This window comes from Achromobacter sp. AONIH1, from assembly GCF_002902905.1.
Lineage (GTDB): Bacteria > Pseudomonadota > Gammaproteobacteria > Burkholderiales > Burkholderiaceae_B > Achromobacter.
Genome location: NZ_CP026124.1, coordinates 1,812,114 through 1,836,952 on the forward strand (window position 1 = coordinate 1,812,114; position 24,839 = coordinate 1,836,952).

At 68.1% G+C, this 24,839-nt stretch carries 28 protein-coding genes; 13 read left to right on the plus strand and 15 right to left on the minus strand.

The window, feature by feature from the left end:
• Window positions 1-293 precede the first annotated feature (293 nt).
• Entirely contained in the window at window positions 294-461 is a 168-nt protein-coding gene (locus C2U31_RS08345; protein ID WP_103272424.1) for a hypothetical protein, read from the plus strand.
• A 50-nt stretch (window positions 462-511) separates the two neighbouring features.
• Here C2U31_RS08345 and C2U31_RS08350 read toward each other — a convergent pair whose 3' ends face one another.
• The 5 genes from C2U31_RS08350 to C2U31_RS08370 form a co-directional block, all read right to left on the minus strand.
• Window positions 512-982 carry a YaiI/YqxD family protein gene (locus C2U31_RS08350; RefSeq protein ID WP_103272425.1) on the minus strand — a complete coding sequence of 157 codons (471 nt, stop codon included), beginning with the start codon at window positions 980-982 and terminating at the stop codon, window positions 512-514.
• Window positions 983-984: 2 nt separating this feature from the next.
• Window positions 985-1,251: a hypothetical protein gene (locus C2U31_RS08355; protein ID WP_103272426.1), complete on the minus strand. Its 267-nt coding sequence runs from the start codon at window positions 1,249-1,251 to the stop codon at window positions 985-987.
• A 42-nt stretch (window positions 1,252-1,293) separates the two neighbouring features.
• Window positions 1,294-2,802: a TAXI family TRAP transporter solute-binding subunit gene (locus C2U31_RS08360; RefSeq protein ID WP_103272427.1), complete on the minus strand. Its 1,509-nt coding sequence runs from the start codon at window positions 2,800-2,802 to the stop codon at window positions 1,294-1,296.
• Window positions 2,803-2,804: 2 nt separating this feature from the next.
• Window positions 2,805-4,010, minus strand: a complete 1,206-nt coding sequence (gene gltS, locus C2U31_RS08365; protein WP_103272428.1) for a sodium/glutamate symporter — start codon at window positions 4,008-4,010, stop codon at window positions 2,805-2,807.
• Window positions 4,011-4,189: 179 nt separating this feature from the next.
• Window positions 4,190-4,681 carry a GNAT family N-acetyltransferase gene (locus C2U31_RS08370; protein WP_103272429.1) on the minus strand — a complete coding sequence of 164 codons (492 nt, stop codon included), beginning with the start codon at window positions 4,679-4,681 and terminating at the stop codon, window positions 4,190-4,192.
• 279 nt (window positions 4,682-4,960) lie between these two features.
• Here C2U31_RS08370 and C2U31_RS08375 point away from each other — a divergent pair, with 279 nt between their 5' ends.
• Both C2U31_RS08375 and C2U31_RS08380 read left to right on the plus strand, forming a co-directional pair.
• Window positions 4,961-6,013, plus strand: a complete 1,053-nt coding sequence (locus C2U31_RS08375; protein WP_103272430.1) for a glycosyltransferase family 2 protein — start codon at window positions 4,961-4,963, stop codon at window positions 6,011-6,013.
• Window positions 6,013-7,596, plus strand: coding sequence for a glycosyltransferase family 39 protein (locus C2U31_RS08380; RefSeq protein WP_103272431.1), 1,584 nt, complete (start codon window positions 6,013-6,015; stop codon window positions 7,594-7,596). The genes C2U31_RS08375 and C2U31_RS08380 overlap by 1 nt, the downstream gene beginning before the upstream one ends.
• On the opposite strand, the gene C2U31_RS08385 is transcribed toward C2U31_RS08380, so the two are convergent.
• On the minus strand, window positions 7,556-7,951 hold the full coding sequence (locus tag C2U31_RS08385) for a GtrA family protein (RefSeq protein WP_103272432.1): 396 nt from the start codon (window positions 7,949-7,951) through the stop codon (window positions 7,556-7,558). The two genes, C2U31_RS08380 and C2U31_RS08385, sit on opposite strands and share 41 nt — an antisense overlap.
• Before the next feature lie 75 nt (window positions 7,952-8,026).
• On the opposite strand from C2U31_RS08385, the gene C2U31_RS08390 reads away from it, so the two are divergent.
• The gene (locus C2U31_RS08390; protein WP_369869753.1) at window positions 8,027-8,803 is read left to right on the plus strand and encodes a ChbG/HpnK family deacetylase; all 777 of its coding nucleotides are present in this window, start codon (window positions 8,027-8,029) and stop codon (window positions 8,801-8,803) included.
• Between the two features lie 9 nt (window positions 8,804-8,812).
• Here C2U31_RS08390 and C2U31_RS08395 read toward each other — a convergent pair whose 3' ends face one another.
• A complete protein-coding gene (locus C2U31_RS08395) occupies window positions 8,813-9,676 on the minus strand; it encodes a LysR family transcriptional regulator (RefSeq protein ID WP_103272433.1) in 864 nt (287 codons plus the stop codon).
• 111 nt (window positions 9,677-9,787) lie between these two features.
• On the opposite strand from C2U31_RS08395, the gene C2U31_RS08400 reads away from it, so the two are divergent.
• A complete protein-coding gene (locus C2U31_RS08400; protein ID WP_103272434.1) occupies window positions 9,788-10,264 on the plus strand; it encodes a multidrug/biocide efflux PACE transporter in 477 nt (158 codons plus the stop codon).
• Window positions 10,265-10,343: 79 nt separating this feature from the next.
• Here C2U31_RS08400 and C2U31_RS08405 read toward each other — a convergent pair whose 3' ends face one another.
• The gene (locus C2U31_RS08405; protein WP_103272435.1) at window positions 10,344-11,231 is read right to left on the minus strand and encodes an alpha/beta hydrolase; all 888 of its coding nucleotides are present in this window, start codon (window positions 11,229-11,231) and stop codon (window positions 10,344-10,346) included.
• A 116-nt stretch (window positions 11,232-11,347) separates the two neighbouring features.
• Entirely contained in the window at window positions 11,348-12,235 is an 888-nt protein-coding gene (locus tag C2U31_RS08410) for a LysR family transcriptional regulator (protein ID WP_103272436.1), read from the minus strand.
• A 93-nt stretch (window positions 12,236-12,328) separates the two neighbouring features.
• On the opposite strand from C2U31_RS08410, the gene C2U31_RS08415 reads away from it, so the two are divergent.
• Together C2U31_RS08415 and C2U31_RS08420 are read left to right on the plus strand one after the other, a co-directional pair.
• Window positions 12,329-12,733 carry a CidA/LrgA family protein gene (locus C2U31_RS08415; protein WP_103272437.1) on the plus strand — a complete coding sequence of 135 codons (405 nt, stop codon included), beginning with the start codon at window positions 12,329-12,331 and terminating at the stop codon, window positions 12,731-12,733.
• Window positions 12,723-13,418, plus strand: a complete 696-nt coding sequence (locus C2U31_RS08420; protein ID WP_103272438.1) for an LrgB family protein — start codon at window positions 12,723-12,725, stop codon at window positions 13,416-13,418. Before C2U31_RS08415 ends, C2U31_RS08420 begins: the two co-directional genes overlap by 11 nt.
• Before the next feature lie 6 nt (window positions 13,419-13,424).
• Here C2U31_RS08420 and C2U31_RS08425 read toward each other — a convergent pair whose 3' ends face one another.
• The gene (locus C2U31_RS08425) at window positions 13,425-14,069 is read right to left on the minus strand and encodes a LysE family translocator (RefSeq protein WP_103276311.1); all 645 of its coding nucleotides are present in this window, start codon (window positions 14,067-14,069) and stop codon (window positions 13,425-13,427) included.
• A gap of 220 nt (window positions 14,070-14,289) precedes the next feature.
• Here C2U31_RS08425 and C2U31_RS08430 point away from each other — a divergent pair, with 220 nt between their 5' ends.
• The 4 genes from C2U31_RS08430 to fusA all read left to right on the plus strand — a co-directional run bounded on the left by C2U31_RS08430 (window position 14,290) and on the right by fusA (window position 19,022).
• Window positions 14,290-15,723 carry a PLP-dependent aminotransferase family protein gene (locus C2U31_RS08430; RefSeq protein WP_103272439.1) on the plus strand — a complete coding sequence of 478 codons (1,434 nt, stop codon included), beginning with the start codon at window positions 14,290-14,292 and terminating at the stop codon, window positions 15,721-15,723.
• A gap of 10 nt (window positions 15,724-15,733) precedes the next feature.
• Window positions 15,734-16,078, plus strand: a complete 345-nt coding sequence (locus C2U31_RS08435) for a TIGR01244 family sulfur transferase (protein ID WP_103272440.1) — start codon at window positions 15,734-15,736, stop codon at window positions 16,076-16,078.
• A gap of 90 nt (window positions 16,079-16,168) precedes the next feature.
• On the plus strand, window positions 16,169-16,633 hold the full coding sequence (locus tag C2U31_RS08440) for a universal stress protein (protein WP_103272441.1): 465 nt from the start codon (window positions 16,169-16,171) through the stop codon (window positions 16,631-16,633).
• 277 nt (window positions 16,634-16,910) lie between these two features.
• Window positions 16,911-19,022 (plus strand): elongation factor G, encoded by a 2,112-nt coding sequence (gene fusA / locus C2U31_RS08445; protein WP_103272442.1) that lies wholly within the window; start codon window positions 16,911-16,913, stop codon window positions 19,020-19,022.
• Window positions 19,023-19,038: 16 nt separating this feature from the next.
• On the opposite strand, the gene C2U31_RS08450 is transcribed toward fusA, so the two are convergent.
• A complete protein-coding gene (locus tag C2U31_RS08450; protein WP_103272443.1) occupies window positions 19,039-19,938 on the minus strand; it encodes a DMT family transporter in 900 nt (299 codons plus the stop codon).
• 299 nt (window positions 19,939-20,237) lie between these two features.
• Here C2U31_RS08450 and C2U31_RS08455 point away from each other — a divergent pair, with 299 nt between their 5' ends.
• Window positions 20,238-20,708 carry an Lrp/AsnC family transcriptional regulator gene (locus C2U31_RS08455; RefSeq protein ID WP_103272444.1) on the plus strand — a complete coding sequence of 157 codons (471 nt, stop codon included), beginning with the start codon at window positions 20,238-20,240 and terminating at the stop codon, window positions 20,706-20,708.
• 37 nt (window positions 20,709-20,745) lie between these two features.
• Here C2U31_RS08455 and C2U31_RS08460 read toward each other — a convergent pair whose 3' ends face one another.
• Entirely contained in the window at window positions 20,746-21,561 is an 816-nt protein-coding gene (locus tag C2U31_RS08460) for an alpha/beta fold hydrolase (protein ID WP_103272445.1), read from the minus strand.
• A gap of 165 nt (window positions 21,562-21,726) precedes the next feature.
• On the opposite strand from C2U31_RS08460, the gene C2U31_RS08465 reads away from it, so the two are divergent.
• Window positions 21,727-22,224: a YbaK/EbsC family protein gene (locus C2U31_RS08465; protein ID WP_103272446.1), complete on the plus strand. Its 498-nt coding sequence runs from the start codon at window positions 21,727-21,729 to the stop codon at window positions 22,222-22,224.
• A 28-nt stretch (window positions 22,225-22,252) separates the two neighbouring features.
• Here C2U31_RS08465 and C2U31_RS08470 read toward each other — a convergent pair whose 3' ends face one another.
• Genes C2U31_RS08470 through ybgF form a run of 3 tightly spaced genes read right to left on the minus strand, consistent with a single transcriptional unit; the run spans window position 22,253 to window position 24,791 of the window.
• Complete coding sequence (locus C2U31_RS08470; RefSeq protein WP_233772700.1) at window positions 22,253-23,062, minus strand: ABC transporter ATP-binding protein; 810 nt, start codon at window positions 23,060-23,062, stop codon at window positions 22,253-22,255.
• Window positions 23,059-24,102 (minus strand): iron ABC transporter permease, encoded by a 1,044-nt coding sequence (locus C2U31_RS08475; RefSeq protein ID WP_103272448.1) that lies wholly within the window; start codon window positions 24,100-24,102, stop codon window positions 23,059-23,061. Before C2U31_RS08475 ends, C2U31_RS08470 begins: the two co-directional genes overlap by 4 nt.
• On the minus strand, window positions 24,102-24,791 hold the full coding sequence (ybgF, locus tag C2U31_RS08480; RefSeq protein WP_103272449.1) for a tol-pal system protein YbgF: 690 nt from the start codon (window positions 24,789-24,791) through the stop codon (window positions 24,102-24,104). The genes C2U31_RS08475 and ybgF overlap by 1 nt, the downstream gene beginning before the upstream one ends.
• Window positions 24,792-24,839 lie beyond the last annotated feature (48 nt).

The following is a 24,839-nucleotide window of genomic DNA, read 5'->3' on the forward strand; positions in this document are numbered from 1 at the left end:
TCTTTGCGCCGCCTGGCGCGGATCGCCGATTGCGCAGCGCGCGGTTTCCGATTCTTCGCATAGGACATCGCGCGATTGCGGGCCGCGCATGCGCCTGGCTGCCGAGCGACGGCAGGCATTCTTGATCTACCTCAATCATCGTTCCTGAGCTTGTCGTTGCCACGGCCCGCGCATGCCTATCATGAAAGCGCGGCCCGACGGGCCGCCAGCCGGGCTGGCAGCCTCGGCCTGGCGGCGCGTTGAGGCGGCGCCGGTCCGCAGCCGCGGACCGGACACGAAAACAGGAGAACGCCATGCACCCCGACACCAACACCATGTTGATCATCATCGTGGCGGGCGTGGCGCTCATGCTGCTGGGTTTCGGTCTGCGCGACCGCAACATCGGCATGGGGCTGATGGGCATCGGCCTGGTGACCGCGCTGGGCACCATCATCTACAAGGCCTACATCACGTTCAATTGACGGGCGAGGACGCCCTGGCGCAGCCTGCGCGCAGTACGCGCGGGCGTGAATCAAGCGCCGGATTTCGCGGCCGCGCGGGCGGCGCGCGCCAGGATGGCGTCGAGCTGGCTGGCGAAGGCGCGGCGATCCGCCTGGCTGAGGGCCGGCGGGCCGCCGATGTCCACGCCGCTGGAACGCAGTTCTTCCATCATGTCGCGCATCGCCAGCCGTTCGCGGATCGTGCCCGCGTCGTAACGTTCGCCGCGCGGGCTGAGCGCCATCGCGCCCTTGGCCAGCACGTCGGCCGCCAGCGGGATATCCGCCGTGATGACCAGGTCGCCGGCCTCGGCGTGCTGCGTGATGTGGGCGTCGGCGACGTCGAAGCCGCGCGGCACCTGGACCGCGCGGATCAGGGGCGAGGGCGGCGTGCGCAGCGGCTGGTTGGCCACCAGGGTCAACGGCAGGCCCGCGCGCTGGGCGGCGCGGAACAGGATGTCCTTGACCACCACCGGGCAGGCGTCGGCATCGACCCAGATGTGCATGCTCAGGCGTCCAGCGCTTTCTGCAGCAGTTCGGCCACGATCTCGTTGGTGGAGACGCCGCGCGCCACGGCCATGGCGCGGATCTGGTCGGCATGGGCTTGGGACAGCTTGAGCGGGAAGGGCACCAGGCCGGCGGCCTGGTCCAGCTTGCGCTGTTCGCGCCGGTCGGGCAGCTGGGAGGCCGTGCCGAAACGGTCCGGCGTGCCGGATTGCTTGAGCTGGCCGGCCAATTTCAGGGCCTGGTTCTTTTGCAGATCGAATTTGTTCATCGCGATTTCCTGTGAGGGAGCGCCATCATATACGCAGGCCGCCTAGGGCCGCGCTGGCGTTTTGGGGTTTTCCAGGGTGCTGAGGCCTTCTTCCGCGCCATCGTGCAGCGGCACGCTCAGGCCGCGCCGGGCGGTCGCCACGCCGACCTGCGCGCCCTGGGGCGAGCCGCCGGCCAGCAGGTCCTGGCCGGTCTGGTACACGGTGCGCACGATGCTCAGCGCCTCGTCGCGGGTCAGTTCGGACGTGGTCAGCAGCAAGGCGGCCGTGCCGACCGTCGCCACCGCTACGGGCTGGTCCGGATAGGTGCCGGCGGCGATGTCGATCGGCATCAGCACGCCGTCCTCGCCGGCGGTCAGCGCCTTGATGGCGGCGGGATCGAGCGGCAGCAGCTGGAGCCTGGCCTGGGCCAGGGCGTCGCGCAGCGGCGTGGCCGGCACGCCGATCACCTGGGCGGCGGCGTCGAGGTCGCCGGCATTCAGCGCCGGCAGCGAGGCGCTGAAGGGCGTGTCGATCACCGTGTAGTCGCGGCCGGCCTGCATGCCGTGCGCGGCCAGTACGCGTTCCAGCGTCGCGCGCACGGCCGAGCCTTGCGGACCGAGGGCGATGCGCTTGCCTTTCAGGTCGCGCACGTTGCGCAGCCCGGCGTCCCGGCGCACCACGATATGCACCATTTCCGGATAGAGGCTGCCCAGCGCGCGCAGCGCCGAGAACGGCGCCTGGTCGGCGAAGGGGCCCTTGCCTTCGTAGGCCAGGCGCGCGGTGTCGGCCTGGGCCAGCGCCACCGATACGTCGCCGGCGCGCAGCAGCGCGATGTTCTCCGCGCCGCCGCCGGTGATGAGCGGGGTGATCCGGATCTGTTGCGAGCGGCTGGCGCCGGCAAGGGCGCGGGCAAAGGCCACGTACTCGCCTCGGTCGGGCCCGCCGGCCAGCGGATAGCCGTGCTGCAGCCGGCTCAGGCGGCCGTTGATGCGCGACACCGAGCGTTCCAGTTCTTGCTGCACGACATGCTGCGCGGTGCTGGAGGCGCTGTAGGCGACAGAGTGCGTGATCTGGTCCAGCGTGTCCAGCAACTGGCGCGTGACGGTGGGCGGCGTACCGCTATCCAGCGTGGGCGCTTCGGCGGCCTTGAAACCGGCGGGCGTGACCAGGGTCCAGGCGTCGCCGTCCTTGCGGTAGATCGCGCTGGCGTGAGCGACGATGCGGTCGCCAGCCTGGTTGCCGCTGGACTTGACGCCGCTGATGCTGCGCGGGCCCGCGCCCAGCAGCGTCACCAGCGAGGCGGCGCCGGGCTTGTCCCAGGCGCCGAGCGTGATGTCGCGGTCCAGCCGCAGTTCCACGTCGTAATAGACCACGCGCCGGGTTTCGCTGGCCGGCGCGGTGCTGTCCGCGGCCGAGCCGCGCCGCTTGAGGTCGGCGATCTTGAATTGGTCCGCGCCGTAGGTGGCGGTCAGGCCGCGCTCGACGTCGGCGCGCAGCGCGTCGGCATCGGGGGCGCGGCCGCAGGCGGCCAGCGTCAGGCAAAGGGCGATGAGGGCGATGCGCTTGAACATGCTTACATCCCTCCCACGAACGGCAGCGAGATCAGCGAGGTCAGCACGATCACGTTGAGGATGTCGACCAGGAAGGCGCCGGTCACCGGCACCACGATGAAGGCTTCGGGCGCGGGGCCGTGGCGGCGCGTCAACGCCTGCATGTTGGCGATGGCGGTCGCCGTCGCGCCCAGCGCGAAGCCGCAGAAGGCGGCCGACATGATGCTGGCTTCATAGTCGCGCTTGAGCGCGCGGAACATGACCAGGGAGGCGTACAGCGCGCAGAACAGCGTCTGCACCGCCAGCATCAGCGCCAGCGGCCCGGCCAGCCGGGCGACGCTGGACAGGTCCAGCGTCATCATGGTCATGCCCAGGAACAGCGACAGCGCGACGGTGCCGATGATTTCCGTGGCGCGGTCATCCAGCTTCAAGCCCAGGCGCGCGCCGCCGTTGCGGATGAGCACGCCGGTGGCCAGGCACCACAGGAAGTTGGGCAGGCTGACCGGGGCATTCTCGACCAGCGTGGCGAGATAGCCGCCCAGCGCCAGGCAGATGAAGGCCGCGGTCAGCGACACGATGAACGAGCCGGACGTGGACGGCGCTTGATCCTCGCTCAGATCCGGCGCGTCATGGCTGGCGGTGGCCTGGTCCAGGCTGCCGGCCAGCTTGTGGCGGCGCATGAGCCATTCCGCGACCGGGCCGCCGACCACGCCTCCCAGCACCAGGCCCAGCGTGGCGGACGTCATGGCCAGCGCCATCACGTCCTGGATGTTGTTGAAGTCGGCGAAGCGCGTGGCGTAGGCCGCGCCGGTGCCGTGCCCGCCGACCAGCGTGATGGTGCCGCCCAGCAAGCCCATGAGCGGGTGCATGTCCAGCAGCCAGGCCATGCCCAGTCCCACCGCGTTCTGGAGCACCAGGAATGGGATCAGGGCCAGCAGGAAGGCGATCAGTCGCGGGCCTCCCTTGGCGAGCAGCTTGAGGTTGGCGGTCAAGCCGATGCAGCCGAAGAACAGCAGCAGCAGCGTGGGCCGGATGCTGGTGTCCAGCGAGACGCTCACGCCGCCCCAGTTCGATAGCAGGTAGGCGGCGATGGCGAACAGCAGGCCGCCGACGATGGGGTCGGGGATGCTGTAGCGCGCCAGCACGCCGATGCGGGAAGTCAGGACGCGGCCGATGACGAGCACCAGGCAGCAGGCCAGCAGGGATTGGACGGGCGTGAGAGAAATCATGGAATCCTTCGCGCCCTGTCAGGGCGCAGCAAATTCAGGCTGTCGGAACCGTCGCCGCCGTATCGCAAAGCTGCGTCCTATCTTAATAGTAGGTAGGGCGGCCATGTCGTGGCCGCTGGCGGCGTACGGGCGCGGGCAGGCGGCGCGCCTGCCAGGAGGGGGGGGCGGGGCCCCCGGATTCAGAACGGGAAGGCGCGTGCCATGTAACTGGCGTTTGGTCCGTATCCGGCCAGCTTTTCGGCCAGTCCGGCGGCGTCGGCATCCACGGGCGCGTAGCCGTGGCGGCGCCAGTAGCTCACCGCGCCCTGTAGCGACACCAGGCTGGCGCGCAACAGGCCCTGCGAGGCGGCCTGGCCGGCCGCCTGTCGCAACAGCGCCTGGCCCACGCCCAAGCCTTGGGCCGCCGGCGACACCGCGCAGTCATGCAGGAACCAGTGGTCGGCGCCGTCGGGCAGGGCGTCAAGCTCGACGTCCAGCACGGGCGGAAGGCCCGCGTCCCAGGGATACGAGATCAAGTAGCCGAGCGCGCCGGATTCTGCGCCGTCGGCGATCCAGCAGTGTCGGGGCGCGAGCGCGAGCCGGTTCAGGAAGAATCCGGCGCTTTCCAGCAGGAAACCAGGGTAGGCCAGGGCCTGCACGGCAAGAATGCCGTCCACGTCGCCGGGCCGCATTGGGCGGACTTGGTAATGCATAACAACCTGTGAAAACAAAGACTTCCGCGCATTTTACCGGGGGCGGGGAAAGGCCGCTTTTACGCGCCTTTACAAATTGGGGACATAGTTTCACGGGAACTGAACGTGAGTTTATTCATTGCGGCGCCGGGATCCCTAGACTGGCTCACACGTGAATTGCCGCAGTCTGGCGCTCGGCGGCATTTCATGAAAATTCAACGAGGCTCTGCTCATACTGCCCGCCACAGTGCCCCGTATTACGTGCCACGACAGAGAGCCATGCATACCCAATTCCGGTCCGCTTCCATGCCGCCGCAAATACTGCCCAACGCATTTCCGCTCGGGACCGCCCGGTCCGCGCCGGCCGCGTCGGTACCCTATGAAGCCAGGGTGAGCTGTGTCATCCCCTGCCTGAATGAGAGCGAGAACCTGCGCATCCTGCTGCCCCTGCTGCGCAACCGGCTGTCGGCCCTGTGCACCAGCTGGGAGATCATCGTCGCCGATGACGGCAGCACCGATGGCACCGAGGCGCTGATGCAGGAATGGACCGAGCACCCAGGCTTCCGCTACGTGCAGCTGTCGCGCAATTTCGGCAAGGAGGCGGCGCTGAGCGCGGGCCTGGAATCGGCCACCGGCGATGCCGTGATTTCCCTGGACGCCGATCTGCAACATCCGCCTGCGCTGATCGAGCAGATGCTGGCCCGCTGGGCCGCCGGCGCCGAGATGGTCTACGCCGTGCGCGAGACCCGCGCCGACGAGTCCTGGGCCAAGCGCGCGGGCGCGCGCTGGTTCTACAAGCTGCTGAGCGGCGCGCGCGGGGTCGACGTGCCCGCGCACGCCGGTGATTTCCGCTTGATGGACCGCAGCGTGGTGGACGCGCTCAACGCCTTGCCTGAACGTACCCGTTTCATGAAGGGCCTGTATGCCTGGGTCGGATTCAAGGGCGAAGCCCTGCCTTACACGCCGGACGAGCGCCTGCACGGCAATAGCCGTTTCAGCGGGCTGCGGCTGTTCCGCCTGGCCCTGGACGGCCTGACTGCATTCACGACCTGGCCGCTGCGCATGGTCAGCCTGGCCGGCGTGGTCATGGCCCTGGTGGGCCTGTGCTACGCCGCGTATCTGGTGGGGGAATATCTGTTGCTGGGCAACCCGGTCTCCGGCTGGACCACCATCGTCACCGCCGTGCTGTTCTTCGCCGGCATCAACCTGATCTCCCTGGGAGTGGTGGGCGAATATGTCGCCCGCATTTTCGATGAGGTCAAAGGGCGGCCGCTCTATGTCGTGCGCCGCAGACAGGGGCGTCCCGCCTCCAGCGACGAGGCGACGAACTGATGGCCAAGATCATGCAACAGCCGGCCCGCTCCGAATGGACGCCGCCGGCAGGATGGTTCTTGCTTGCCATTGGCGCATGGCTGGCCGCTCTGATCTGGTACCGGCCGTTGACGCTGCCCGACGAAGGGCGCTACGCGGGCGTGGCCTGGGACATGCTGCGCGCCGGTTCGCATGGGGTGCCCTTGCTGGACGGCATGCCCTATTTCCACAAGCCGCCGCTGTACTACTGGCTGTCTGAATTCTTCTTCGCGCTGTTCGGGCCGCATCCGTGGCTGGCCCGACTGCCGTCCTGGATGGCCGCCTGGGGCACGTCGATCGCGCTGTATTTCTTCGTGCTGCGCCATCGCGACCGCGCCACCGCGACCATGACCACGCTGATCCTGGCCTGCATGCCGTTCTTCTACGGCGGCGCGCAGTTCGCCAACCTGGACATGCTGGTGGCCGGCATGATCTCGCTGTGCGTGCTGGCCGCGGCCGAGACCGCGCTGCGGGCCGAACGAGGTCAGGCCTATCGCGTCATGTCGCTGGTCGCCGCGGCGCTGGCCGGCCTGGCCGTGCTCGCCAAGGGCTTGATCGGGCTGGTGCTGCCTGGCGCCGTCCTGTTCATCTGGCTGGTGGCTGGCAAGCGCTGGCGCGGCCTGAAGGCGTTGGTCTGGCCGCCCGCGCTGCTGCTGTTCGCGGCGGTCGCGGTGCCGTGGTTCTGGCTGATGCAGACGCGTTTCTCGGGCTTTTACGATTATTTCTTCGTCTACCAGCACTTCCAGCGCTTCGCCGCGACCGGGTTCAACAACGCCCAGCCGTTCTGGTTCTACCTGCCGGTGATCGTCGGCCTGGCGCTGCCTTGGTCCCTGTGGGGCGGCGGGATCCTGCGCAAGACGTTCTGGACCGGGCCGACGCGCGAGCTGCGATTGCTGGCGGCCATCTGGGCCGTGGTCATCCTGGCGTTCTTCTCGCTGCCGGCGTCCAAGCTGGTGGGCTATGTGCTGCCGACGCTGCCGCCGCTGGCTTTCCTGCTGGCCGAGGTGGTGGTGGCCGCCTGGCGCAACGAGCACGACACGATCACGCCCAGGCTGGTGCGCATCAGCGCCGGCGCCGGCGCTTTCATCTGCGTGCTGGCGGTGGGTATCGCCGGACACAACGCCCGGGGCAGCGCGGAGCCCCTGGCCAAGGTGATCCGGCCGCAGCTGCAGGCGGACGATACCTTCGTGTCCCTGCATGCCTATCCCTTCGACCTGGCGCTCTACATGCGCGCGATCAAGCCGTCCTGGGTGGTGGATGACTGGCTCAATCCCGAAATTGCTACGCGTGACAACTGGCGCAAGGAGTTGTATGACGCCGCCAAGTTCGATCCCGCCGTGGGCAAGCAGGTGTTGATCAGCAATGAGGAGTTCAACGCCAGGCTGTGTGCCGCGCCGGATGGCGCCCGCTACTGGGTGTGGGGCTCCAGCTCGGACGGAACGGACTATCCGGCGCTGCAAGGCCTGACGCCGGTGGCGAGCAGCATCAAATTCCTGATCTGGAAGGTCGAGGCGGGGCCGGCGCTCAGGCAGCGGGTTTGTGGCGGAACGCCCAAAGCCGGCTGACCACGAAGGTCAGCACGGCCAGTCCGATCAGGATCAAGGCGAGCAGCACGTCATAGCGGACCGCCGTGGCGTGCAGCAGCCAGGCATAGGCGCTCTCGTTGACCAGAAAGCCCGCGGCCGACACGAGGAAGAAACGTCGGATGGCTATCGTCCAGGGTATGCGACTATGGCGGAACGTAAGCCGGTAGTGTCCAATGAAGGACACCGCGAATGCGACCAGCCAGCCGACCAGGTTGGCGACCAGCGGCGCCGCGGCGGCGAGTTCGACGCAGCCCACGGCCACCGCCCAGTGCGTTGCGGCGGCAGCGCATCCGACGGCGACAAAAAAAACCAGTTGTTTGAACAGGGCGCGCATGCGGGGCGTGCAGATATGGAAGTACGGGGTGAGTTCTTGATCAAGCACGTGATTGTGTGCGGCGATGATTTTGGCATGAACGCCGACATCGATGAAGCCATGATTTCGTTGGCCGCGCTTGGGCGCATGAGCGCGGTCAGCTGCCTGACGCTGGGGCCGACGTTCCTGGCGAACGCCGCGCGGCTGGCCAAGCTCGATATCGATCTCGGGCTGCACCTGAATCTGACCGAAGCGCTGTCGGACGGCGCGCAGGCCATGCCGTCCCTGTCCCGCCTGATCATGCGCGCCTATGCCGGACGACTGGACGCCGCCTGGGTCGATGCGCAGCTTGAGCGCCAGTTCGACGCCTTCGAGGCCGCGTTCGGGCGCATGCCCGACTATGTCGACGGCCACCAGCACGTGCATCAGTTGCCGGTCGTTCGTCAGCGTCTGCTGGCGCTGCTCAAGCGCCGCTACGGCGGGCGCATGCCCTGGCTTCGGCAGACCGCGCCGGGCATGCTCAGCGGCATTCCACTCAAGGAAACGTTCAAGGCCCATGTGATCGGCGCGCTGGGCGCGGCCGCGCTGGGACGGGACGCCGCCAGGGATGGCCTGCGCACCAACCGGCGCATGCTGGGCGTCTATGGATTCGAGGGCGGCAAGCGGCATTACGCGGACCTGCTGCAGAACTGGCTTGTCAATGCCTGCGACGGCGACCTGCTGATGTGCCACCCCGCCAAGGACAGCAGCGGCGATTGCGCCATGTCGCGCCAGCGCCGCGCGGAGTACGAAGTGCTGGCCTGCCCGAAGATGGGCGAATGGCTGCGCACCAACGGCGTGCGCATCGCGCGCCTGGACGCTGCCCGGCACTGATCCCGCGCGTCACGCCTCGATCAGGCTCTGCAACAGCCAGGCGCCGGCGGAACCCAGCGCGCGCCGCATGGACCAGACGGCGTCCACCCGGGTGTGCCGAGGCCAGCCCGGCACGGGCAGTTCCACCAGCTGATCGGCGCCGTAGCGCTGCACCATCCAGCGCGGCAGCTCGGTCCAGCCATACCCCTGGCTGGCCATTTCGCACAGCATCAGATAACCCGGCGCCGACCAGGTCGATTGCGCCGGGCAATCGTCCTTGTTGTCCAGTTCGTAGGTGCTGAGCCGCAATTCGCGTTCCGCGCGCAGCTGCTCGCTGGTCACGTGTGGCAGGGCGGCCAGCGGGTGGCCACGGCCCACGCACAGCACCAGCTCCGACTTTTCCTTCAGCGCCGAATAGCCCACATCCGGCGGATAGCTGTCCTGTGCGGCCATCAGGCCCAGGTGCGCGCGGCCCTGCTGCACCAGGGCCACCACGTCTTCGTACTCCGCGATCAGGCATTCGAACCGCAGCGTGGGATAGCGCAGGTCGATCTGGCGCAGCATGGCGGCGAAGGTTTCGGACTGGAAGGTGTCGGACAGCACCACGGTCAGGCGGGGCTCCTGTCCCTCGGACAACTGGCTGGCGCAGCGGTTGAGCCGGTCATTGGCCGCCAGCACCTGCTGCGCCTGCGCCAGCAGGGCCTGGCCGGCTTCGGTCAGCGACGGCTGCCGCTGGCGGCGGTCGAACAGGGACACATTCAGGTCCACCTCCAGATTGGCGATGGTTTCGCTGATGGTGGACTGGCTCTTGCCCAGCTTGCGGGCGGCGGCGGAGAACGAGCCTTCGGCGGCGACCAGGGCAAAGGCCGCCAGGGATTCCAGGGAGTGGCGCATGATGGGAGATCGCGGTGTTATCGGTTTTTCCGATGGAAACTATCTTTATTGTACCGGAATAGTCGTGGACAATCTGCCCCGTTGATGAAATGAACGACCTCAGGTGGGTCCATGACGCAAGCCAAGAAAACCCTCAAAGAACGCTTCCTGCACGCTTTCCTGTTCGAAATCCTGGCCATCGGCCTGTGCGCGCCCGTCGCCGCATGGGCCATGGGCAAATCGCTGTTCGAAATGGGTGTGCTGACCGCTGTGATCGCCTGGATCGCGCTGGTCTGGAACATGATCTACAACGCCGGTTTCGACCGCCTGGAAAACCGTTATGGCCTGACGCGCAACCTGCGGCTGCGCGTCATTCATGCCTTCGGCTTCGAGCTGGGCCTGATCCTGATCGTGATTCCGCTGGCCGCGTGGTGGTTGAACATCAGCCTGTGGCAGGCTTTCGTGCTGGATATCGCGCTGGTGCTGTTCTATCTGCCCTACGCGTTTTTCTACAACCTGGCCTACGACAAGTCCCGTTCACGGGTGATCCGCTGGCTGGAACGCCGTCGCGGCGGCGCCTGCGAGGCAGCCGCGGTCACGCCCCGATAAACCGGAGCAACCAGGTTTCCCGGCGGCGTATCCGGCGTCCGCGCGCTGCTGGCGGGGTGTGCGCAGTCGTCTTGCGCCTCTAGCCTTGCTTGCGACCGTAGGCCCGCGAGGCGTCGCGCATGAAGGCGCCCACCGCCGTTTCGTATTGCGCGCCGCTGCGGAACGCGCCGGAGTGCGAGGCGCCTTCGATCTTGACCAGCCGCTTCAAGCCGGGCGTGACGTTGTGGGCCGCCTCGTACAGTTGATCGCTCATGGTGTGCGGCACCACGCGGTCGGCGGTGCCATGCATGAACAGCATGGGCGTGCGCATCAGCGCCACCTTCTCGATCGAATCGAAGGGCTGCGTGATCAGCAGGCCGGCGCCGGGCAGCTTGCCCCATTTCATCGTGGCCAGCATCGCGCCGATGCTGGTGAAGCTGGACTCGACGATCAGACCGGCGAACGGCGGCTGGTTGGGGCGGGACGCGAGGTCGATGGCGATGGCGCCGCCCAGGCTGTGGCCGTAGATGAAGCGGCGCGACGGGTCGGGCTGGCGCCGGGCCAGCTCCCGCAGGCCGGCGACGGCGTCCTGCTGCGCGGTGGCCTCGGACGGCAGGCGCGGCGTGGACGCGCCGAAGCCGCGATAGTCGATCGCCAGCACCGAATAGCCCATGCGGGTCCAGCCTTCGATTCGGAAGGCGGCGCCATTCAGATTCCATCGCGCGCCATGCAGATACAGCACCGTGGGCGCGTCGGCGAGCGGACTTTGCCAGTACCAGGCGCGCACGCGTTCGCCGCCGCCGACATCCAGGTCGAAGACTTCGGTGCCGGCGGCGGGCTCGCGCCACCAGGTCTGGGGCTGGGGTTCGGGCGCGAAGATTCTCTGCCGTTGCCAGGCGTCGAGCTGGGTGCAGCCGACGACGCTGGCGGCGGCAAGCACGGCGGCGCCGATCAGGCGGCGGAGGGCGGAACGGGACTGGGCGGGCATGTTCGGTACGACGGTTGGGCGCGACGGGTGCTTCCCCCAGGGCGCCGGAAGGGCGGCTAGAGCATACCCCGGGCGCGCGCGGGCTCGGCGCGCGCCTGGTGTCCAAATGTACTTGCCTATGTCGTGGTTGGACGTGGATCGCGCGTCAGCGTCAGCCAGGCTTGCGCCGCGTGTGAAAGATAGCCGCCGCGCCGCCAGACCTGCACCATTTCCCAATCGGTGCCGGGATCGCGCAACGGCACGCGGCTGACGCCGGCGTGGGTTTCCTCGTCGGCCTTGATGCGCGGCAGGAAGGCCACGCCCAGGCCGGCGGCGACCAGGGCGACGATGAAGTCGGTCTGCCCGCTGCGCGCCGCGACGGTGGGCGTGAAGCCCGCGCGCTGGCAGGCATCCTGGATGATGCGGTTCAACGCGAAACCCGTCTCGAACAGAATGAAGGGCGTGTCGCGCAGTTCGACGAGGCCGACTGCGGCCGCGCCGGCGCGCGGATGATCCGCCGGCATAAGCGCGATCAGCGGTTCGCGCGCCACCGGCTGCCAGTCGAAGTTGTCGGGCACCGGACGCAGCGTGGCGGCCAGCTCGATCTCGCCCGCCATCACCATCTCTTCAAGCCGCCGGCTGCCGTGTTCCACCAGGCTGATTTCGATGCGCGGATAACGGCTGCGAAAGCGCGCGAACAAGGGCGCGAACAGCGAGCTGCTGCCCAGCCGGGGCAGGCCCAGGCGCAGCACGCCGCGCTGCAGGCCGCGCAGCGCATCTAGCTCGGCGCGCAGATCGTCGCGTTCCGCCAACATCGACAAGGCGCGTCGATAGACGATTTCGCCGGCCTCGGTCAGCCGGGGCGGGTAGACCTGGCGGTCCAGCAAGGGCATGCCAAGCTCGTCTTCCAGCTGCTTGATCGCCTTGCTGACCGTGGGTTGCGTGGCGTGAATGGTCTTGGCGGCCTGGGAAAAGCCGCCCTGGCGGACGACCTCGACCAGCGCGCGCAAGGGGCGCAATTCCATGCTTATTCCTGATTGGAATTCGAAGGATTCATCGAATTCATTTTATCTATGCTCCCCGCAGGCGTAAAACAGAAGGGCCGTAGGAATCCTCATATGTTCTTGTCCCGTCGCCTTCTATACGCGCGCATCGCCCTGCGCCGCAGCCGTCTGCTGCAAATCGGGCTCTTGATTCTGTTTTCCCTGCTCGGTCAGGCGCTGGCAGGCTGGTCCGGTCTGCCGTTGCCCGGCGGCGTCATCGGCCTGGGCCTGGTGCTGGCCTTGCTGGCGTCGCGTCTGCTACGCGCCAGCAACCTGCAGCGCGGCGCCAGCCTGCTGCTGGGCGAGATGCTGCTGTTCTTCGTGCCGGCGGTGATGTCGCTGCTGGATCACCGCGAATTCATCGGCCTGCTGGGCCTGAAGCTGTTGCTGGTGATCGTGTTGGGCACCGCCCTGGTCATGGCGGGCACGGCGATCACCATCGAGCTGTGCCACCGCTGGATGAACCGTCATGCGTCCTGAATTCCATCTGGTGTTCTGGCCGGCGGCGACGGTGCTGGCCTATGTCTGCGCGCGCCTGTCGTACCGGCGCCATGCGCGCTGGTGGACGTCGGCGCTGGTGCTGGCGCCGGCGCTGCTGCTGGCACTGGCCTTGGCGCTGCATACGGGATATCGGGAATACATGGCGGGATCGCATTGGCTCACCGCCATGCTCGGTCCGGTGATCGTGGCCTTCGCCCTGCCGCTGTACCAGCAGCGCGCGTTGATCCGCCGCTACTGGCCAGTGCTGACCGCGGGGGTGGCCGTGGGCAGCCTAATCGCCGGCGTCAGCGCCTGGCTGCTGGGCAGCATGCTGGACCTGCCGGCGGACCTGCGACTGAGCCTGCTGCCGCGCTCCGTCGCCACGCCGTTCGCGATGACGGTGTCATCGCATGTGGGCGGGGTGCCGGATCTGACTGCCGTGTTCGTGATCGTGACCGGCGTGGCCGGCGCGGCGATCGGGCAACTGGTACGCGGCTGGCTGCCGCTGCGTTCCTCGCTGGCGCGTGGCGCCTTGTTCGGCATGGGCGCGCACGGCGCGGGAACCGCGAAGGCCCGCGAGCTGGCGGCCGAGGAGGGCGCGGTCGCGGGCCTGGTGATGGTGATGGCTGGCCTGTTCAACGTGCTGGTCACGCCGGCCGTGGTGGCCGGCCTGCTGGCCCATTGACCGGTTTCAGCGCAGCAGGTCCAGCGCCACCGGATACAGCGAGGCCACCAGCAGCAGCGCCATGCCGACGTTGAAGGCGCGGATCGCGGCGGGCTTGTGCAAGACGCGGCGCAACGCGGTGCCGAAGGTGACCCAGACGCCGACGCTGGGCAGGTTGACCAGTCCGCAGACCACGGTGGCGATGACCAGATTGGCGAAGAAGCTGGCCTGCGGCGTGTAGGTCGCGATAATGCCCACCGCCATGACCCAGGCCTTGGGATTGACCCACTGGAAAGCGGCGGCCTGCAGGAAGGTCATGGGCCTTGCGCGGCTGACGCCGTCCTTCATCTCGCCGGCATTGGCGATCTTCCAGGCCAGGTACAGCAGATAGGCCGCGCCGGCGTACTTCAGCACGGTGTACAGCGCAGGGACCTGCTGGAACACCGAGCCCAGGCCGACACCGACCAGGAACACCATCAGCGTGAAGCCGATGCTCACGCCGAGCAGGTGCGGAATGGTGCGGCGGAAGCCGAAATTCAGCCCGGACGTGGCCAGCATCACGTTGTTCGGTCCGGGCGTGATCGAACTGACCAGCGCGAACAGGGCCAGCGGGCCGAGCAGCGACAGGGAGGTGAGGGGCACGTCGGCCCAGCTGGCGGGGATCAAACTCATGTTGCGGTCCTTATGGGTGCCCGGCATCCGCTTACGGAACTGTCTGCGTGTTGGGGCGGGCCGCCGGGCGCGCACTTGCGGGTCGGCGGCATTGCTGTCACTCTACGCATAGTTATCGGTACAGTACCGGTACACTTTGGCAACTCACTTTATCAACTGGCCTGGTGATATTCCCATGACAGTCGCTCCCGCCACGTCTTCAACCCTGCCCTGGCAGCCCGTGCGCCAGGCCGACGCCACGCTGGTGGCGCAGTTGGCCGAGGGCCTGGCCCGCCGCATCGACGAACAGGGCCTGCGCCCCGGCACCCGCCTGCCGTCCATCCGCAAGATGGCCGAGCAATCCGGCGTCAGTCGTTTCACCGTGGTGGAAGCATACGACCGGTTGGTCGCTCGCGGGCTGGTGCAGTCGCGGCGCGGAGCGGGTTTTTTCGTGCGCGCCCGCAGCGGCCCCCTGGCCGCCGTCGCGCCCGCGCCTGCCCATACCCTGGCCGCGCCGGCCAGGGTGGACGTGGCCTGGCTGCTGCGCAGCATGTTCCGCGAAACCTCCGTCCACGGCATGCCGGGCGGCGCCGGCCTGTTGCCGCCGGACTGGCTGGATCCCGAAATGGTGGCGGGCGCCGTGCGCGCGGTGGGCCGGTCGGTGCGCGGCCAGCTCGTGTCCTACGGCCACCCGCAGGGTTTTCTGCCGCTGCGCCAGCAGATCGCCGCATCGCTGCAGGGCGAGGGCGTGCCCGCCCATCCCGAGCGCAATCTGCTGACCACCAATGGCGTCACGCACGCGCTGGACCTGATCGCGCGGCACCTGGTCAAGCCCGGCGATACGGTGCTGGTCGAGGATCCCGCCTGGTTCCTGATTTTCGGCCGGCTGGCGGCGTTTGGCACCCGGCTGATCGGCGTGCCGCGCGGGCCGGACGGTCCGGACACGGCGCTGCTGGATCGGCTGGCCGCCGAGCACAAGCCCAAGCTCTTCATCATCAACAGCGCGGTCCACAATCCCACGGGCCATACGCTGTCGGCCGGCATCGCCTACGACATCCTGCGCATCGCCGAGCGCCATGATTTCCTGGTGGTCGAGGACGACACCTACGGCGATCTGCATCCGGGCGGCGCCATGAAGCTGGCCGTGCTGGACCGGCTGCGGCGCGTGATCCTGGTGAGCGGCTATTCCAAGATGCTGGCCGCCAGCCTGCGGGTGGGCTACGTGGCGGCGCACCCCGACATCCTGCAGAAGCTGGCGGACCTGAAGATGCTGGCAGGACTGACATCGCCGGAGCTGGGCGAGCGGGTCATTCACCGCGTGCTGATGGAGGGCCAGTACCGCCGTCACGCCGAGCGCGTTCGCGCCCGGGTCGACGAGGCCCGCCGGCGCTGCGTGCAAGGGCTGACGGCGCTGGGCCTGACCGTGCCGCGCGAACCGCATGCCGGCATGTTCGTGTGGGCAGACTGCGGACGCGACAGCGAGGTGCTGGCGCGCGAGGCGGCCGACCAGGGCCTGCTGCTGGCGCCGGGCACGCTGTTCTCGCCGTCGCAGGCGCCGTCCTCCATGGTGCGTTTTTCCGTCACGATGGTGGATCACAATGACATCTGGGCGAAACTGGAAAAGCTCTTCATGCCCGGCCTCTCCTGCAATAATAATGGGCAGCACTCCACCTGAAGGAACCGCCATGTCCGCACCGATCAAGCCCCTTACCGAGAACTTCGCCGTCGCGCCGCAACTGGGCCCCGACGACATGGCCGATGTGGCCGCCGCCGGCTACAAGAGCGTCATCATCAACCGTCCGGATTTCGAGGGCGGTCCCGACCAGCCGACCGCCGCGGACGTGTCCAAGGCCGCCCAGGCCGCCGGCCTGCGGATCGAATACCAGCCGGTCGTTGGCAGCGCCATGACGATCGCCGATGTGCAGCGCTTCGCCGAGCTGCTGCGCACCTTGCCCGGTCCGGTGCTGGCCTACTGCCGCACGGGCACCCGGTGCACCAATCTTTTCGCCGCCGCCCAGCAACTGGCTTGATCGGCGTCAAGGGCGCCAGGTTCGCTTGATGCGAATCTGGCGGGTTTTTCCGGTAGCATGGAGACTGTCCTCAAACCAGGAGCAGGCAAGATGTTCAAGAAGATCCTGATTCCCACCGACGGTTCGCCGCTGTCCGCGCAGGCCGCCAATGCGGGTATTTCGTTCGCGCGCTCCGTGGGCGCCGAAGTCGTTGCCCTGTACGTGACCCAGCCCTTCGCGGCCACCATCGGCTTTGACGGCATGGCGGCCGCCTATGCCATCACCGACGAAGACTACGAAAAGGCCTCGGCCGAGCAGGCCGATAAGTACCTGAAGCAGATCACCGATCGCGCCGACACCGCCGGCGTGAAGTCCGAGTCGCGCGCCGTGTCCAACTTCAACGTGGCAGACGGCATCGTCCAGGCCGCCGCAGACCAGGGCTGCGACCTGATCTTCATCGGCAGCCATGGCCGCAGCGGCCTGTCGCGTCTGCTGCTGGGCAGCGTCACGGCCAAGGTGCTGTCGCTGGCCAGCACCGCCGTGCTGGTGTACCGCGTCAAGGAAGACAAGAAGTAAGCGCGCGGGCGGCTTCAGCCGTCCGTCAGTGCGCCGCCCCTGCGGGCATCAAGCCCCTCCTCCTGGAGGGGCTTTTGCTTGGCCGCGCGTTTCGTCCACCCCGTGCAGCGCTCCCTTTGCTTTCCCTCTTGCAGCCTGACGCGCCGCGCGTAATATTGGCGATGCAAGTGCGGGCGCGCGGTACGCAACGCATCTGGCCGCGGCCTCGCGCCCGCCGCGGCAACGCCCGGTCGGGCTTGCCGTCTTCGCCCATCTGCACACAGCAAGGGAAGAGGCCATGACTCGCAAGACGCGCATCGAGCTTTACCGCAATATCGGCATCAGCGCCCATATCGACGCGGGCAAGACGACCACCACCGAGCGCATCCTCTTCTACACAGGCATCACTCACAAGATCGGCGAGGTGCACGACGGCGCCGCCGTGATGGACTGGATGGAACAGGAACAGGAACGCGGCATCACCATCACCTCGGCCGCCACCACCGCGTTCTGGAAGGGCATGGCCGGCAACTATCCCGAGCACCGCATCAACATCATCGACACGCCGGGGCACGTGGATTTCACCATCGAGGTCGAACGCTCCATGCGCGTGCTGGACGGCGCCGTCATGGTGTACGACTCCGTCGGCGGCGTGCAACCGCAGTCCGAGACGGTCTGGCGCCAGGCCAACAAGTACAAGGTGCCGCGCCTGGCCTTCGTCAACAAGATGGACCGCGTGGGCGCGGACTTCCTGCGCGTGCAGCGCCAGATCGTCGAGCGCCTGAAAGGCGACGCCGTGCCGATCCAGCTGCCGGTGGGCGCCGAGGATCATTTCGAGGGCGTGATCGATCTGGTCAAGATGAAGGCCATCATCTGGGATGATGCCAGCCAGGGCGTGCGCTTCGAGTATCGGGACATTCCGGCGAACATGCAGGCCGAGGCCGAAGCCTGGCGCGAGAAGATGGTCGAGAAGGCGGCCGAGGCCAATGAGACGCTACTCGAGAAATACCTGTCCGGCGAGGCGCTGAGCGAAGAGGAAATCAAGCAGGGCCTGCGCGCCCGCACCGTGGCCAACGAGATCGTGCCGATGCTGTGCGGCAGCGCCTTCAAGAACAAGGGCGTGCAGGCCATGCTGGACGCGGTGATCGACTACCTGCCGTCGCCGGTGGACGTGCCGGCGATCAAGGGCCACGACGAGCGCGACCGCGAGATCGAACGCCATCCGACCGACAAGGAACCGTTCTCGGCCCTGGCCTTCAAGATCATGACCGACCCCTTCGTCGGCCAGCTGGTGTTCTTCCGCGCGTATTCCGGCGTGGTGAAGTCGGGCGATTCCGTCTACATCCCCGGCAAGGAAAAGAAGGAGCGGCTGGGCCGCATCCTGCAGATGCACGCCAACGAGCGGCGCGAGATCACCGAAGTCTATGCCGGTGACATCGCGGCGGCGGTGGGGGTGAAGGACGTCACCACCGGCGATACGCTCAGCGACCCGGCGCACGTCATCATCCTGGAACGCATGGTGTTCCCCGAACCCGTGATCTCGCAGGCGGTGGAGCCCAAGACCAAGGCCGACCAGGAAAAGATGGGCATCGCGCTGGGCCGGCTGGCGCAGGAGGATCCGTCGTTCCGCGTGCGCACCGATGAAGAGTCGGGGCAGACGATCATCTCCGGCATGGGCGAGCTGCACCTGGAGATCCTGGTGGACCGGATGAAGCGCGAGTTCGGCGTGGAGGCGACCGTGGGCAAGCCGCAGGTGGCCTACCGCGAGACCATCCGCAAGACCTGCGATGAGGTCGAAGGCAAGTTCGTCAAGCAGTCGGGCGGTCGTGGCCAGTATGGCCATGTGGTGCTGAAGCTGGAGCCGCAGGAGCCTGGCAAGGGCTACGAGTTCGTCGACGCGATCAAGGGCGGCGTGGTGCCGCGCGAGTTCATCCCAGCCGTGGACAAGGGCATCCGCGAATCGCTCAACGCCGGCGTGCTGGCGGGCTACCCGGTGGTGGACGTGAAGGCGACGCTTTTCTTCGGTTCGTACCACGATGTGGATTCGAACGAAAACGCCTTCCGCATGGCTGCGTCCATGGCGTTCAAGGAAGGCATGCGGCGCGCCGATCCGGTGCTGCTGGAGCCGATGATGCAGGTCGAGGTGGAAACGCCGGAGGACTTCACCGGCAACGTCATGGGCGACCTGTCCTCGCGCCGGGGCATGGTGCAGGGCATGGAGGACATCGCGGGTGGCGGCGGCAAGCTGGTGCGGGCCGAGGTGCCGCTGGCCGAGATGTTCGGCTACTCCACGTCCCTGCGTTCGTTGACGCAGGGACGGGCGACCTACACCATGGAGTTCAAGCACTACGCCGAGGCGCCGCGCCAGGTGATGCAGGAAGTCATCGCGGCCAAGGGCGGCGGCCGCTGATCGCGTCGCGGGCGGATCAGGCCGGGGCGGCGGCGGTTGCCGTCCGGCCGCGCCCGCGCAGCGATGCCAGCCGCACGCCCAGCAGGATCATCACGAAGCCGTAGGCATGGAACAGCTGCGGCGCTTCGCCCAGCAGCGGCCAGGCCAGCAGCGCCGCGTAGACTGGCACCAGGAACATCGACAGCCCCGCCGTGGCCGGACCGGCCTGGCTGATCAGCCGGCCGTACACGTAATACGCGCCAAGGCTGGGCACGATGGCCAGGAACAGCAGCGCGGCCGCCAGGCGAGGGTCGCTCCAGGCCGGCGCGGCGCCAGTCAGCGTTTCAACGGCGGCGAAGGGCGCCAGCGCCAGCGCGCCTGCGGCCATCATCACGGCCAGCTTGGCGCTGGCAGGCACCGCGGGCTGGGGCAGGCGCTTTTGCAGCACCGTGTAGAAGGCCCAGCCGGTGGCGGCCAGCAGCACCCACAGATCGCCCTGGCCGAAGGCCAGTCGCGCCAGCACATCGGCGTCGCCGCGCGACAGCACCGTCAACACGCCGCCCAGCGCCAGCAACAGGCCGGCCACGCGCGTGGCCGGCAGGGGCTTGCGCCAGATCAGCGCTTCCAGCAGCGATACCAGGATGGGGCTGCACGAGAAGATCAGCGCGATATTCGTGGCGCTGGTGTGCTGCGCGCCGATGTATTGCGGCGCCACTGCCACGCCCATGCCCAGCACCGCCAGGGGCAGCAGCGAGGGCAGGCCGCGGCGCAGCGCCTGGCGATGCCGGTACAGCGCGGGCGCGGCGATCGGCAGCAGGATCAGCAGCGCGATCAGCCAGCGGCCGAAGGCCAGGAAAACGGGGGGAAGGGCGGCGTCGTGGGCCCATCGGGCCGCCACCATGTTGGAGGCGAAAAGCGCGGGGGCGCTGAAAAGCATGGCCGTGCCGGCAAGGCCCAGGCCGGGGCGTGCTGCGGGTGCTGCGGTGTGAGGCATGATGTCCGGCCGCGCGGGTCGGCGCGCGGCTTGCTGCGATGAATCGCCGGTGTCCGGGCGGGGTTGTGCCGCCGCTCGGGCGCCGGATCGGACGGGCGGGGTGGTGCCTGTCTTGATGGAGAGTCTATCGGCAGATCCGCAAAATAGGTTTCTGCATTCACGCCTGATCTGACGTATGTGGAAAATTAATATCCTCTAGAATTCAATTTTGAAGAGATATTCTCCCTAGTAGGAGCGCCGGCGTGTCCACGCCACCCAAAATCGATGAAACCGACCGCAAGATCCTGCGCGCGTTGCGCGCCGACGGCCGGCTGACCAACCTGAAACTGGCCGAGCAGGTGGGGCTGTCGCCCACGCCTTGCTGGAACCGCGTCAGGGCGCTGGAAGAGGCGGGCGTGATCGAGGGCTATGCGGCGCTGCTGAACCAGAAGGCGCTGGGCCTGCCGGATACCGTCATGATCGAGGTGACGCTGGAACATCACGACGACGACACGCTGGCGCGCTTTGGCGACGAGATCACGCGCCTGCCGGAGGTGGTCGAGGCTTTCCTGGTCACGGGCGAATACGACTATCTGATCAAGGTCGCCGTCGCCGGCACCGAGGGTTACGAGGAATTCCTGCGCAAGCGTCTGTACAAGCTCAAGGGTGTGCGGCACAGCCGTTCCACGTTCGTGCTGCGGCGGCTCAAGCACACGCCCTCGGTCGAGCCGTGACGCATGAGTTCCCAGCGTGGGGCGGCGTCGGGCCGCTTCAGCCCAGTCCGTTCAGGAAATCGTCGATCGCACCGTTGAACGCGCGTGGATTGCCCAGGTTCATGCCATGCGAAGAGCCGGCGATGTCGATGCGCCGCGCTTGCGGCAGCCAGCGCGACAGCGCATCCAGCACGGCGGGGTAGGGCTGCGGGCTGAGGGCGCCACCGATCAGCAGGGTGGGCAAGGCCAGGCCACCGATCTGTGCGGCGGTCAGGACGGGCGGTTTCTCGTCGACCTGTCCGAACAGGGTGCCGACGTTGTCGCGCACCATTTCCTTGAACCAGGGCACCATGCGCTGCCAGGTGTTGGGGCCGGTCACCGTGTCCACGAACAGCGCCAGGCCGGTGTCCACGTCGCCCTGCCGGATCAGCGTGAGCGCCTCCTGGCGGAAGCTGCCGCGCAGATCATCTTCGCCGGGCAGGGGCAGGCCGGGATCGGCCAGCGTCAGGCTGCGCAGGGCGTCGGGCCGCCGCAGGGCGACTTCCAGCGCGACGCGGCCGCCGCGCGAATGGCCGACGAGGTCGGCGCGTCCGCCGGCCACCTGGTCGATGAACTCCAGCACGTCCTCGGCGTGTTGCGCGACAGAGAAGCCGCCGCCTTCGCCGTTCCAGGCCTCTGGCCAGTACCGGCGCAGGCAGACGGCCAGCACGCGGCGGCTGCGGCCCAGCGGGCCCATCTGCGATTTCCAGTAGCGGCTGTCCGACAGCGAACCATGCACCAGCACTAGCGGGTCGCCGCTGCCATATTCGGTGTAGGACATGGCATAGCCGCCGATGATGGCGGTCTGCTGGGGCAGGACGGGTTCGGAACGCATTGGTGCAGGGTTGGGAGGGCCAGGGTCGCATTCTAGCCCGACGCGCCGCGCCCTTTGAGGCGCCGAGGCCGGAACGGCGGCTCCGTGAACTGCTGATATGCTAATTACGGATCGCCCGCCGTCCGGCGGGTTTTTGCGAACACTCATTTGATCGGAGCTGTCCCGATGTCCCCGGAGTCTCTTGCCGCCTTGCCCGAATCCGCCCAACGTGTTGCCCGCCTTCTGCTGGAGCTGGGCCACGACAAGCCCGTGGTGGTCCTGCCTCAGACCGGCAAGACCTCGGCGGAAGCGGCGGCGGGCCTGGGCTGCGAGGTGGCGCAGATCGCCAAGTCGATCATCTTCCGCCGCGCTGCCGACAACGCGCCTGTGCTGGTGATCGCCAGCGGCACCAACCGGGTGGACGAGGCCAAGGTGTCCGCGCAGGTGGGCGCGCTGGCCAAGGCCGACGCCAAGTTCGTGCGCGACATGACGGGCTACGCCATCGGCGGCGTCTGCCCGATCGGCCACGCGGTCAAGCCGGTGATGCTGCTGGACCAGGATCTGTTCCAGTACGACAGCCTGTGGGCCGCCGCCGGGCATCCGCATGCGGTGTTCAACCTGACGCCGCAACAACTGGCCGACATGACCGGCGCGCCGGTCGCGGACGTGGCGCAGCGCGCCTGACCCCGCTGGCCGCCGCGCGGCCGGGCTGTCAGCGCGGATGCGCCAGCAGCCCGTCGATCAGCACCTGGCGCAGGCCCCGGCTACAACTTTCCACGCGTCCCTGCACGCCATAGACGGCGGCCAGCGCCTGCGGCGTGATCACATCCGCGGGCGCGCCGGCCCCCGCCAGCCGGCCCTGGTGGATCAGCACCGCCCGGTCGGCATGCTGCAGGGCCGCGTTCAGATCGTGCAGCACGATGACGCTGATCAACCCGTGCCGCCGCGTCTCCTGGCGCAGCAATTGCATGACGTGGAACTGGTAGTTCAGGTCCAGCGCCGACAGCGGCTCGTCCAGCAGCAGCACGCGCGGACGGCGGATCAAGGCCTGGGCCAGGCCGACCAGCTGCTTCTGCCCGCCCGAGAGCGCGTCCAGATAATGCAGGGCCAGGGGGGCGATGCCCAGGCGTTCCAGCAACGTCTCGATCTCGGCGGGGCTGGCAGAGGGCGCCAGTCCGTCGCCGGCGCGGGCGGCCACCAGCACGGATTCGAACACCCGCAGATGGACTTCGGCGGGCAGACCTTGCGGCAGGTAGACGACGTGGCGCGCGCGTTCGGCCTGATCGGCCGTCGCAAGGTCGCGGCCATCCAGCCGCGCCGTCCCGGCGCGCACGCGGACGAGGCCCGCCAGCGTCTTGAGCAACGTGGACTTGCCGCTGCCGTTCGGTCCCAGCAGCGCGGTGAGTTCGCCGGCGGCCAGCGGGGGCAGGCTCAGCCCGTGCAGCACGTCCTGCCGGCCATAGCCGGCCTTCAGCTCGTCCACCTCGAGCATCGCGGGCGCAAGGGGGGAAGCCGGGTTCATGGCAGGCGGCGGCGCATGACCACCGATACGAAGAAGGGGATGCCGACCAGCGAGGTCACGATGCCGACCGGGATGATCACGCCGGGCATCAGGTTCTTGGACGCCAGCGACGCGAGCGACAGGATGGTGGCGCCGGTCAGTGCGCTGCCGGGCAGGTAATAGCGGTGATCCTCGCCGAACAGCCGGCGGGCGATATGGGGCGCCACCAGGCCGATGAAGCCGATGGTGCCGACGAAGGCCACGGACAGCGCCGACAGCAGGCTGACGCGCGCCAGCGCCGCCACGCGCACGCGCCGCACGTCGACGCCAAAGCTGGCGGCGCGCTCTTCGCCCAGCCGCAGCGCCGTCAGCTTCCAGGACTGACGCAAGGCCAGCGGCAGGGCCAATGCCACGGCCGCGGCCAGTGCGCCGGCCGACGCCCAGCTGGAGCGCGACAGGCTGCCCATGGTCCAGAACACGAGGTTTTGCAGCGCCTCGGCGCTGGCGACGAATTGCACCAGCGACACCAGCGCGTTGAAACTGAACACCATGGCGATGCCGAACAGCACCACGCCCTGGGTGTTCATGCCCGCCCAGCGCGCCGCCGCGTCCAGCGCCAGGGCGGCCAGCGCGGCGAACAGGAAGGCGTTGCCGGCGATCAGCCAGCCCGCGGGCACGCCGGGCAGGCCGAGGTTGAGCACGATGGCCAGCGAGGCGCCGAAGGCGGCCGCCGAAGACACGCCCAGCGTGAACGGGCTGGCCAGCGGGTTGTTGAGGATGGTCTGCATCTCGGCGCCGGCCAGGCCGAGCGCGGCGCCAACCAGCGCGGCCATCAGGGCCTGCGGCAGACGGATGTCCCAGACGATGACGCGGGTGCTGGGATCGGCCGCGGCGGGCGCGCTCAGCGCGCGCCACAATTCGCTCCAGGACAGGGCGGACGGCCCCGTCGTGAAGTCAGCCAGCAGTGCGATGAAAATCGCCGCCAGCAGCAGGGCGATGAGCCCTGCCCGGCGGCGCAGGATGTGCCGATAGGCGGTGACCGCGGACGCGGCTGCCGCCATTACTGCAGCAGTTGGAGACGGCTCTTGGCCGTGCCGGCGGCGGGCGCGCTGGGATAGTCGCGGACGATGCGTTGCAGCGTCGTCTTGGCGCCGGCGCGGTTGTTCAGTTCGATCTGGCTACCGGCGATGACGAGCAGCGCATCGGGAGCGCGCGCGTTGTCAGGGGCCTTCTGGACCATGCTGGTGAGCTGCTCGATCGCACCCTTGAAGTCCTTCAACGCGTAGCGGCTGCTGCCCAGGTAGAACTGGGCGCTCGGAGCGAGCTGGCTGGCCGGATAGAGCGCGGTGAAGGCGGCGAAGGATTCCGAGGCTTCCTTGTACTGGCCCTTGCGGAACAGGTCGATCGCGCCGTCATAGGCGGCCTGTTCCTGCGGATCGCCGGCATTCGCGCCAGGCGGGTTGGCGCTGCCGGCCGCGCCGCCGCCCTTGGCGCCGGGCTGCTGGCGGGATACGAGTTCGAGCTGGTCGCGCAATTGGGCGACCTCCTGCTGCAAGGCCTGGATCTGGTCGGCCAGTTGCAGCCGGGCGCGCTGGTTCTGTTCGTTCTGCTGTTGCACCTGTTGGCGCAAGTCTAGGATGGCCCGGCGGGCCTCGTCGTCGGCGAAAGCTTGGACGGGAGCGGCCAGGGCGGCCAGCGCCAGACCGGCGGAGGCAATCAGGGGACGCAGGGACAGAACGTTATTGCGCATGAAAATTCCCGGGTGAAAAAAGAAACGCCGGGACGGCCGGCTGACCGT

Coding starts and splice junctions, on each gene's coding strand:
- gltS (WP_103272428.1), bottom strand. CDS start 4,010: ATGATTTCTCTCACGCCCGTCCAATCCCTGCTGGCCTGCTGCCTGGTG.
- C2U31_RS08350 (WP_103272425.1), bottom strand. CDS start 982: ATGCACATCTGGGTCGATGCCGACGCCTGCCCGGTGGTGGTCAAGGAC.
- ybgF (WP_103272449.1), bottom strand. CDS start 24,791: ATGCGCAATAACGTTCTGTCCCTGCGTCCCCTGATTGCCTCCGCCGGT.
- C2U31_RS08405 (WP_103272435.1), bottom strand. CDS start 11,231: ATGCCCGCCCAGTCCCGTTCCGCCCTCCGCCGCCTGATCGGCGCCGCC.
- C2U31_RS08375 (WP_103272430.1), top strand. CDS start 4,961: ATGCATACCCAATTCCGGTCCGCTTCCATGCCGCCGCAAATACTGCCC.
- C2U31_RS08470 (WP_233772700.1), bottom strand. CDS start 23,062: ATGAACCCGGCTTCCCCCCTTGCGCCCGCGATGCTCGAGGTGGACGAG.
- fusA (WP_103272442.1), top strand. CDS start 16,911: ATGACTCGCAAGACGCGCATCGAGCTTTACCGCAATATCGGCATCAGC.
- C2U31_RS08465 (WP_103272446.1), top strand. CDS start 21,727: ATGTCCCCGGAGTCTCTTGCCGCCTTGCCCGAATCCGCCCAACGTGTT.
- C2U31_RS08355 (WP_103272426.1), bottom strand. CDS start 1,251: ATGAACAAATTCGATCTGCAAAAGAACCAGGCCCTGAAATTGGCCGGC.
- C2U31_RS08440 (WP_103272441.1), top strand. CDS start 16,169: ATGTTCAAGAAGATCCTGATTCCCACCGACGGTTCGCCGCTGTCCGCG.
- C2U31_RS08410 (WP_103272436.1), bottom strand. CDS start 12,235: ATGGAATTGCGCCCCTTGCGCGCGCTGGTCGAGGTCGTCCGCCAGGGC.
- C2U31_RS08420 (WP_103272438.1), top strand. CDS start 12,723: ATGCGTCCTGAATTCCATCTGGTGTTCTGGCCGGCGGCGACGGTGCTG.
- C2U31_RS08415 (WP_103272437.1), top strand. CDS start 12,329: ATGTTCTTGTCCCGTCGCCTTCTATACGCGCGCATCGCCCTGCGCCGC.
- C2U31_RS08380 (WP_103272431.1), top strand. CDS start 6,013: ATGGCCAAGATCATGCAACAGCCGGCCCGCTCCGAATGGACGCCGCCG.
- C2U31_RS08450 (WP_103272443.1), bottom strand. CDS start 19,938: ATGCTTTTCAGCGCCCCCGCGCTTTTCGCCTCCAACATGGTGGCGGCC.
- C2U31_RS08475 (WP_103272448.1), bottom strand. CDS start 24,102: ATGGCGGCAGCCGCGTCCGCGGTCACCGCCTATCGGCACATCCTGCGC.
- C2U31_RS08435 (WP_103272440.1), top strand. CDS start 15,734: ATGTCCGCACCGATCAAGCCCCTTACCGAGAACTTCGCCGTCGCGCCG.
- C2U31_RS08395 (WP_103272433.1), bottom strand. CDS start 9,676: ATGCGCCACTCCCTGGAATCCCTGGCGGCCTTTGCCCTGGTCGCCGCC.
- C2U31_RS08425 (WP_103276311.1), bottom strand. CDS start 14,069: ATGAGTTTGATCCCCGCCAGCTGGGCCGACGTGCCCCTCACCTCCCTG.
- C2U31_RS08390 (WP_369869753.1), top strand. CDS start 8,027: ATGAACGCCGACATCGATGAAGCCATGATTTCGTTGGCCGCGCTTGGG.
- C2U31_RS08345 (WP_103272424.1), top strand. CDS start 294: ATGCACCCCGACACCAACACCATGTTGATCATCATCGTGGCGGGCGTG.
- C2U31_RS08360 (WP_103272427.1), bottom strand. CDS start 2,802: ATGTTCAAGCGCATCGCCCTCATCGCCCTTTGCCTGACGCTGGCCGCC.
- C2U31_RS08385 (WP_103272432.1), bottom strand. CDS start 7,951: ATGCGCGCCCTGTTCAAACAACTGGTTTTTTTTGTCGCCGTCGGATGC.
- C2U31_RS08400 (WP_103272434.1), top strand. CDS start 9,788: ATGACGCAAGCCAAGAAAACCCTCAAAGAACGCTTCCTGCACGCTTTC.
- C2U31_RS08460 (WP_103272445.1), bottom strand. CDS start 21,561: ATGCGTTCCGAACCCGTCCTGCCCCAGCAGACCGCCATCATCGGCGGC.
- C2U31_RS08370 (WP_103272429.1), bottom strand. CDS start 4,681: ATGCGGCCCGGCGACGTGGACGGCATTCTTGCCGTGCAGGCCCTGGCC.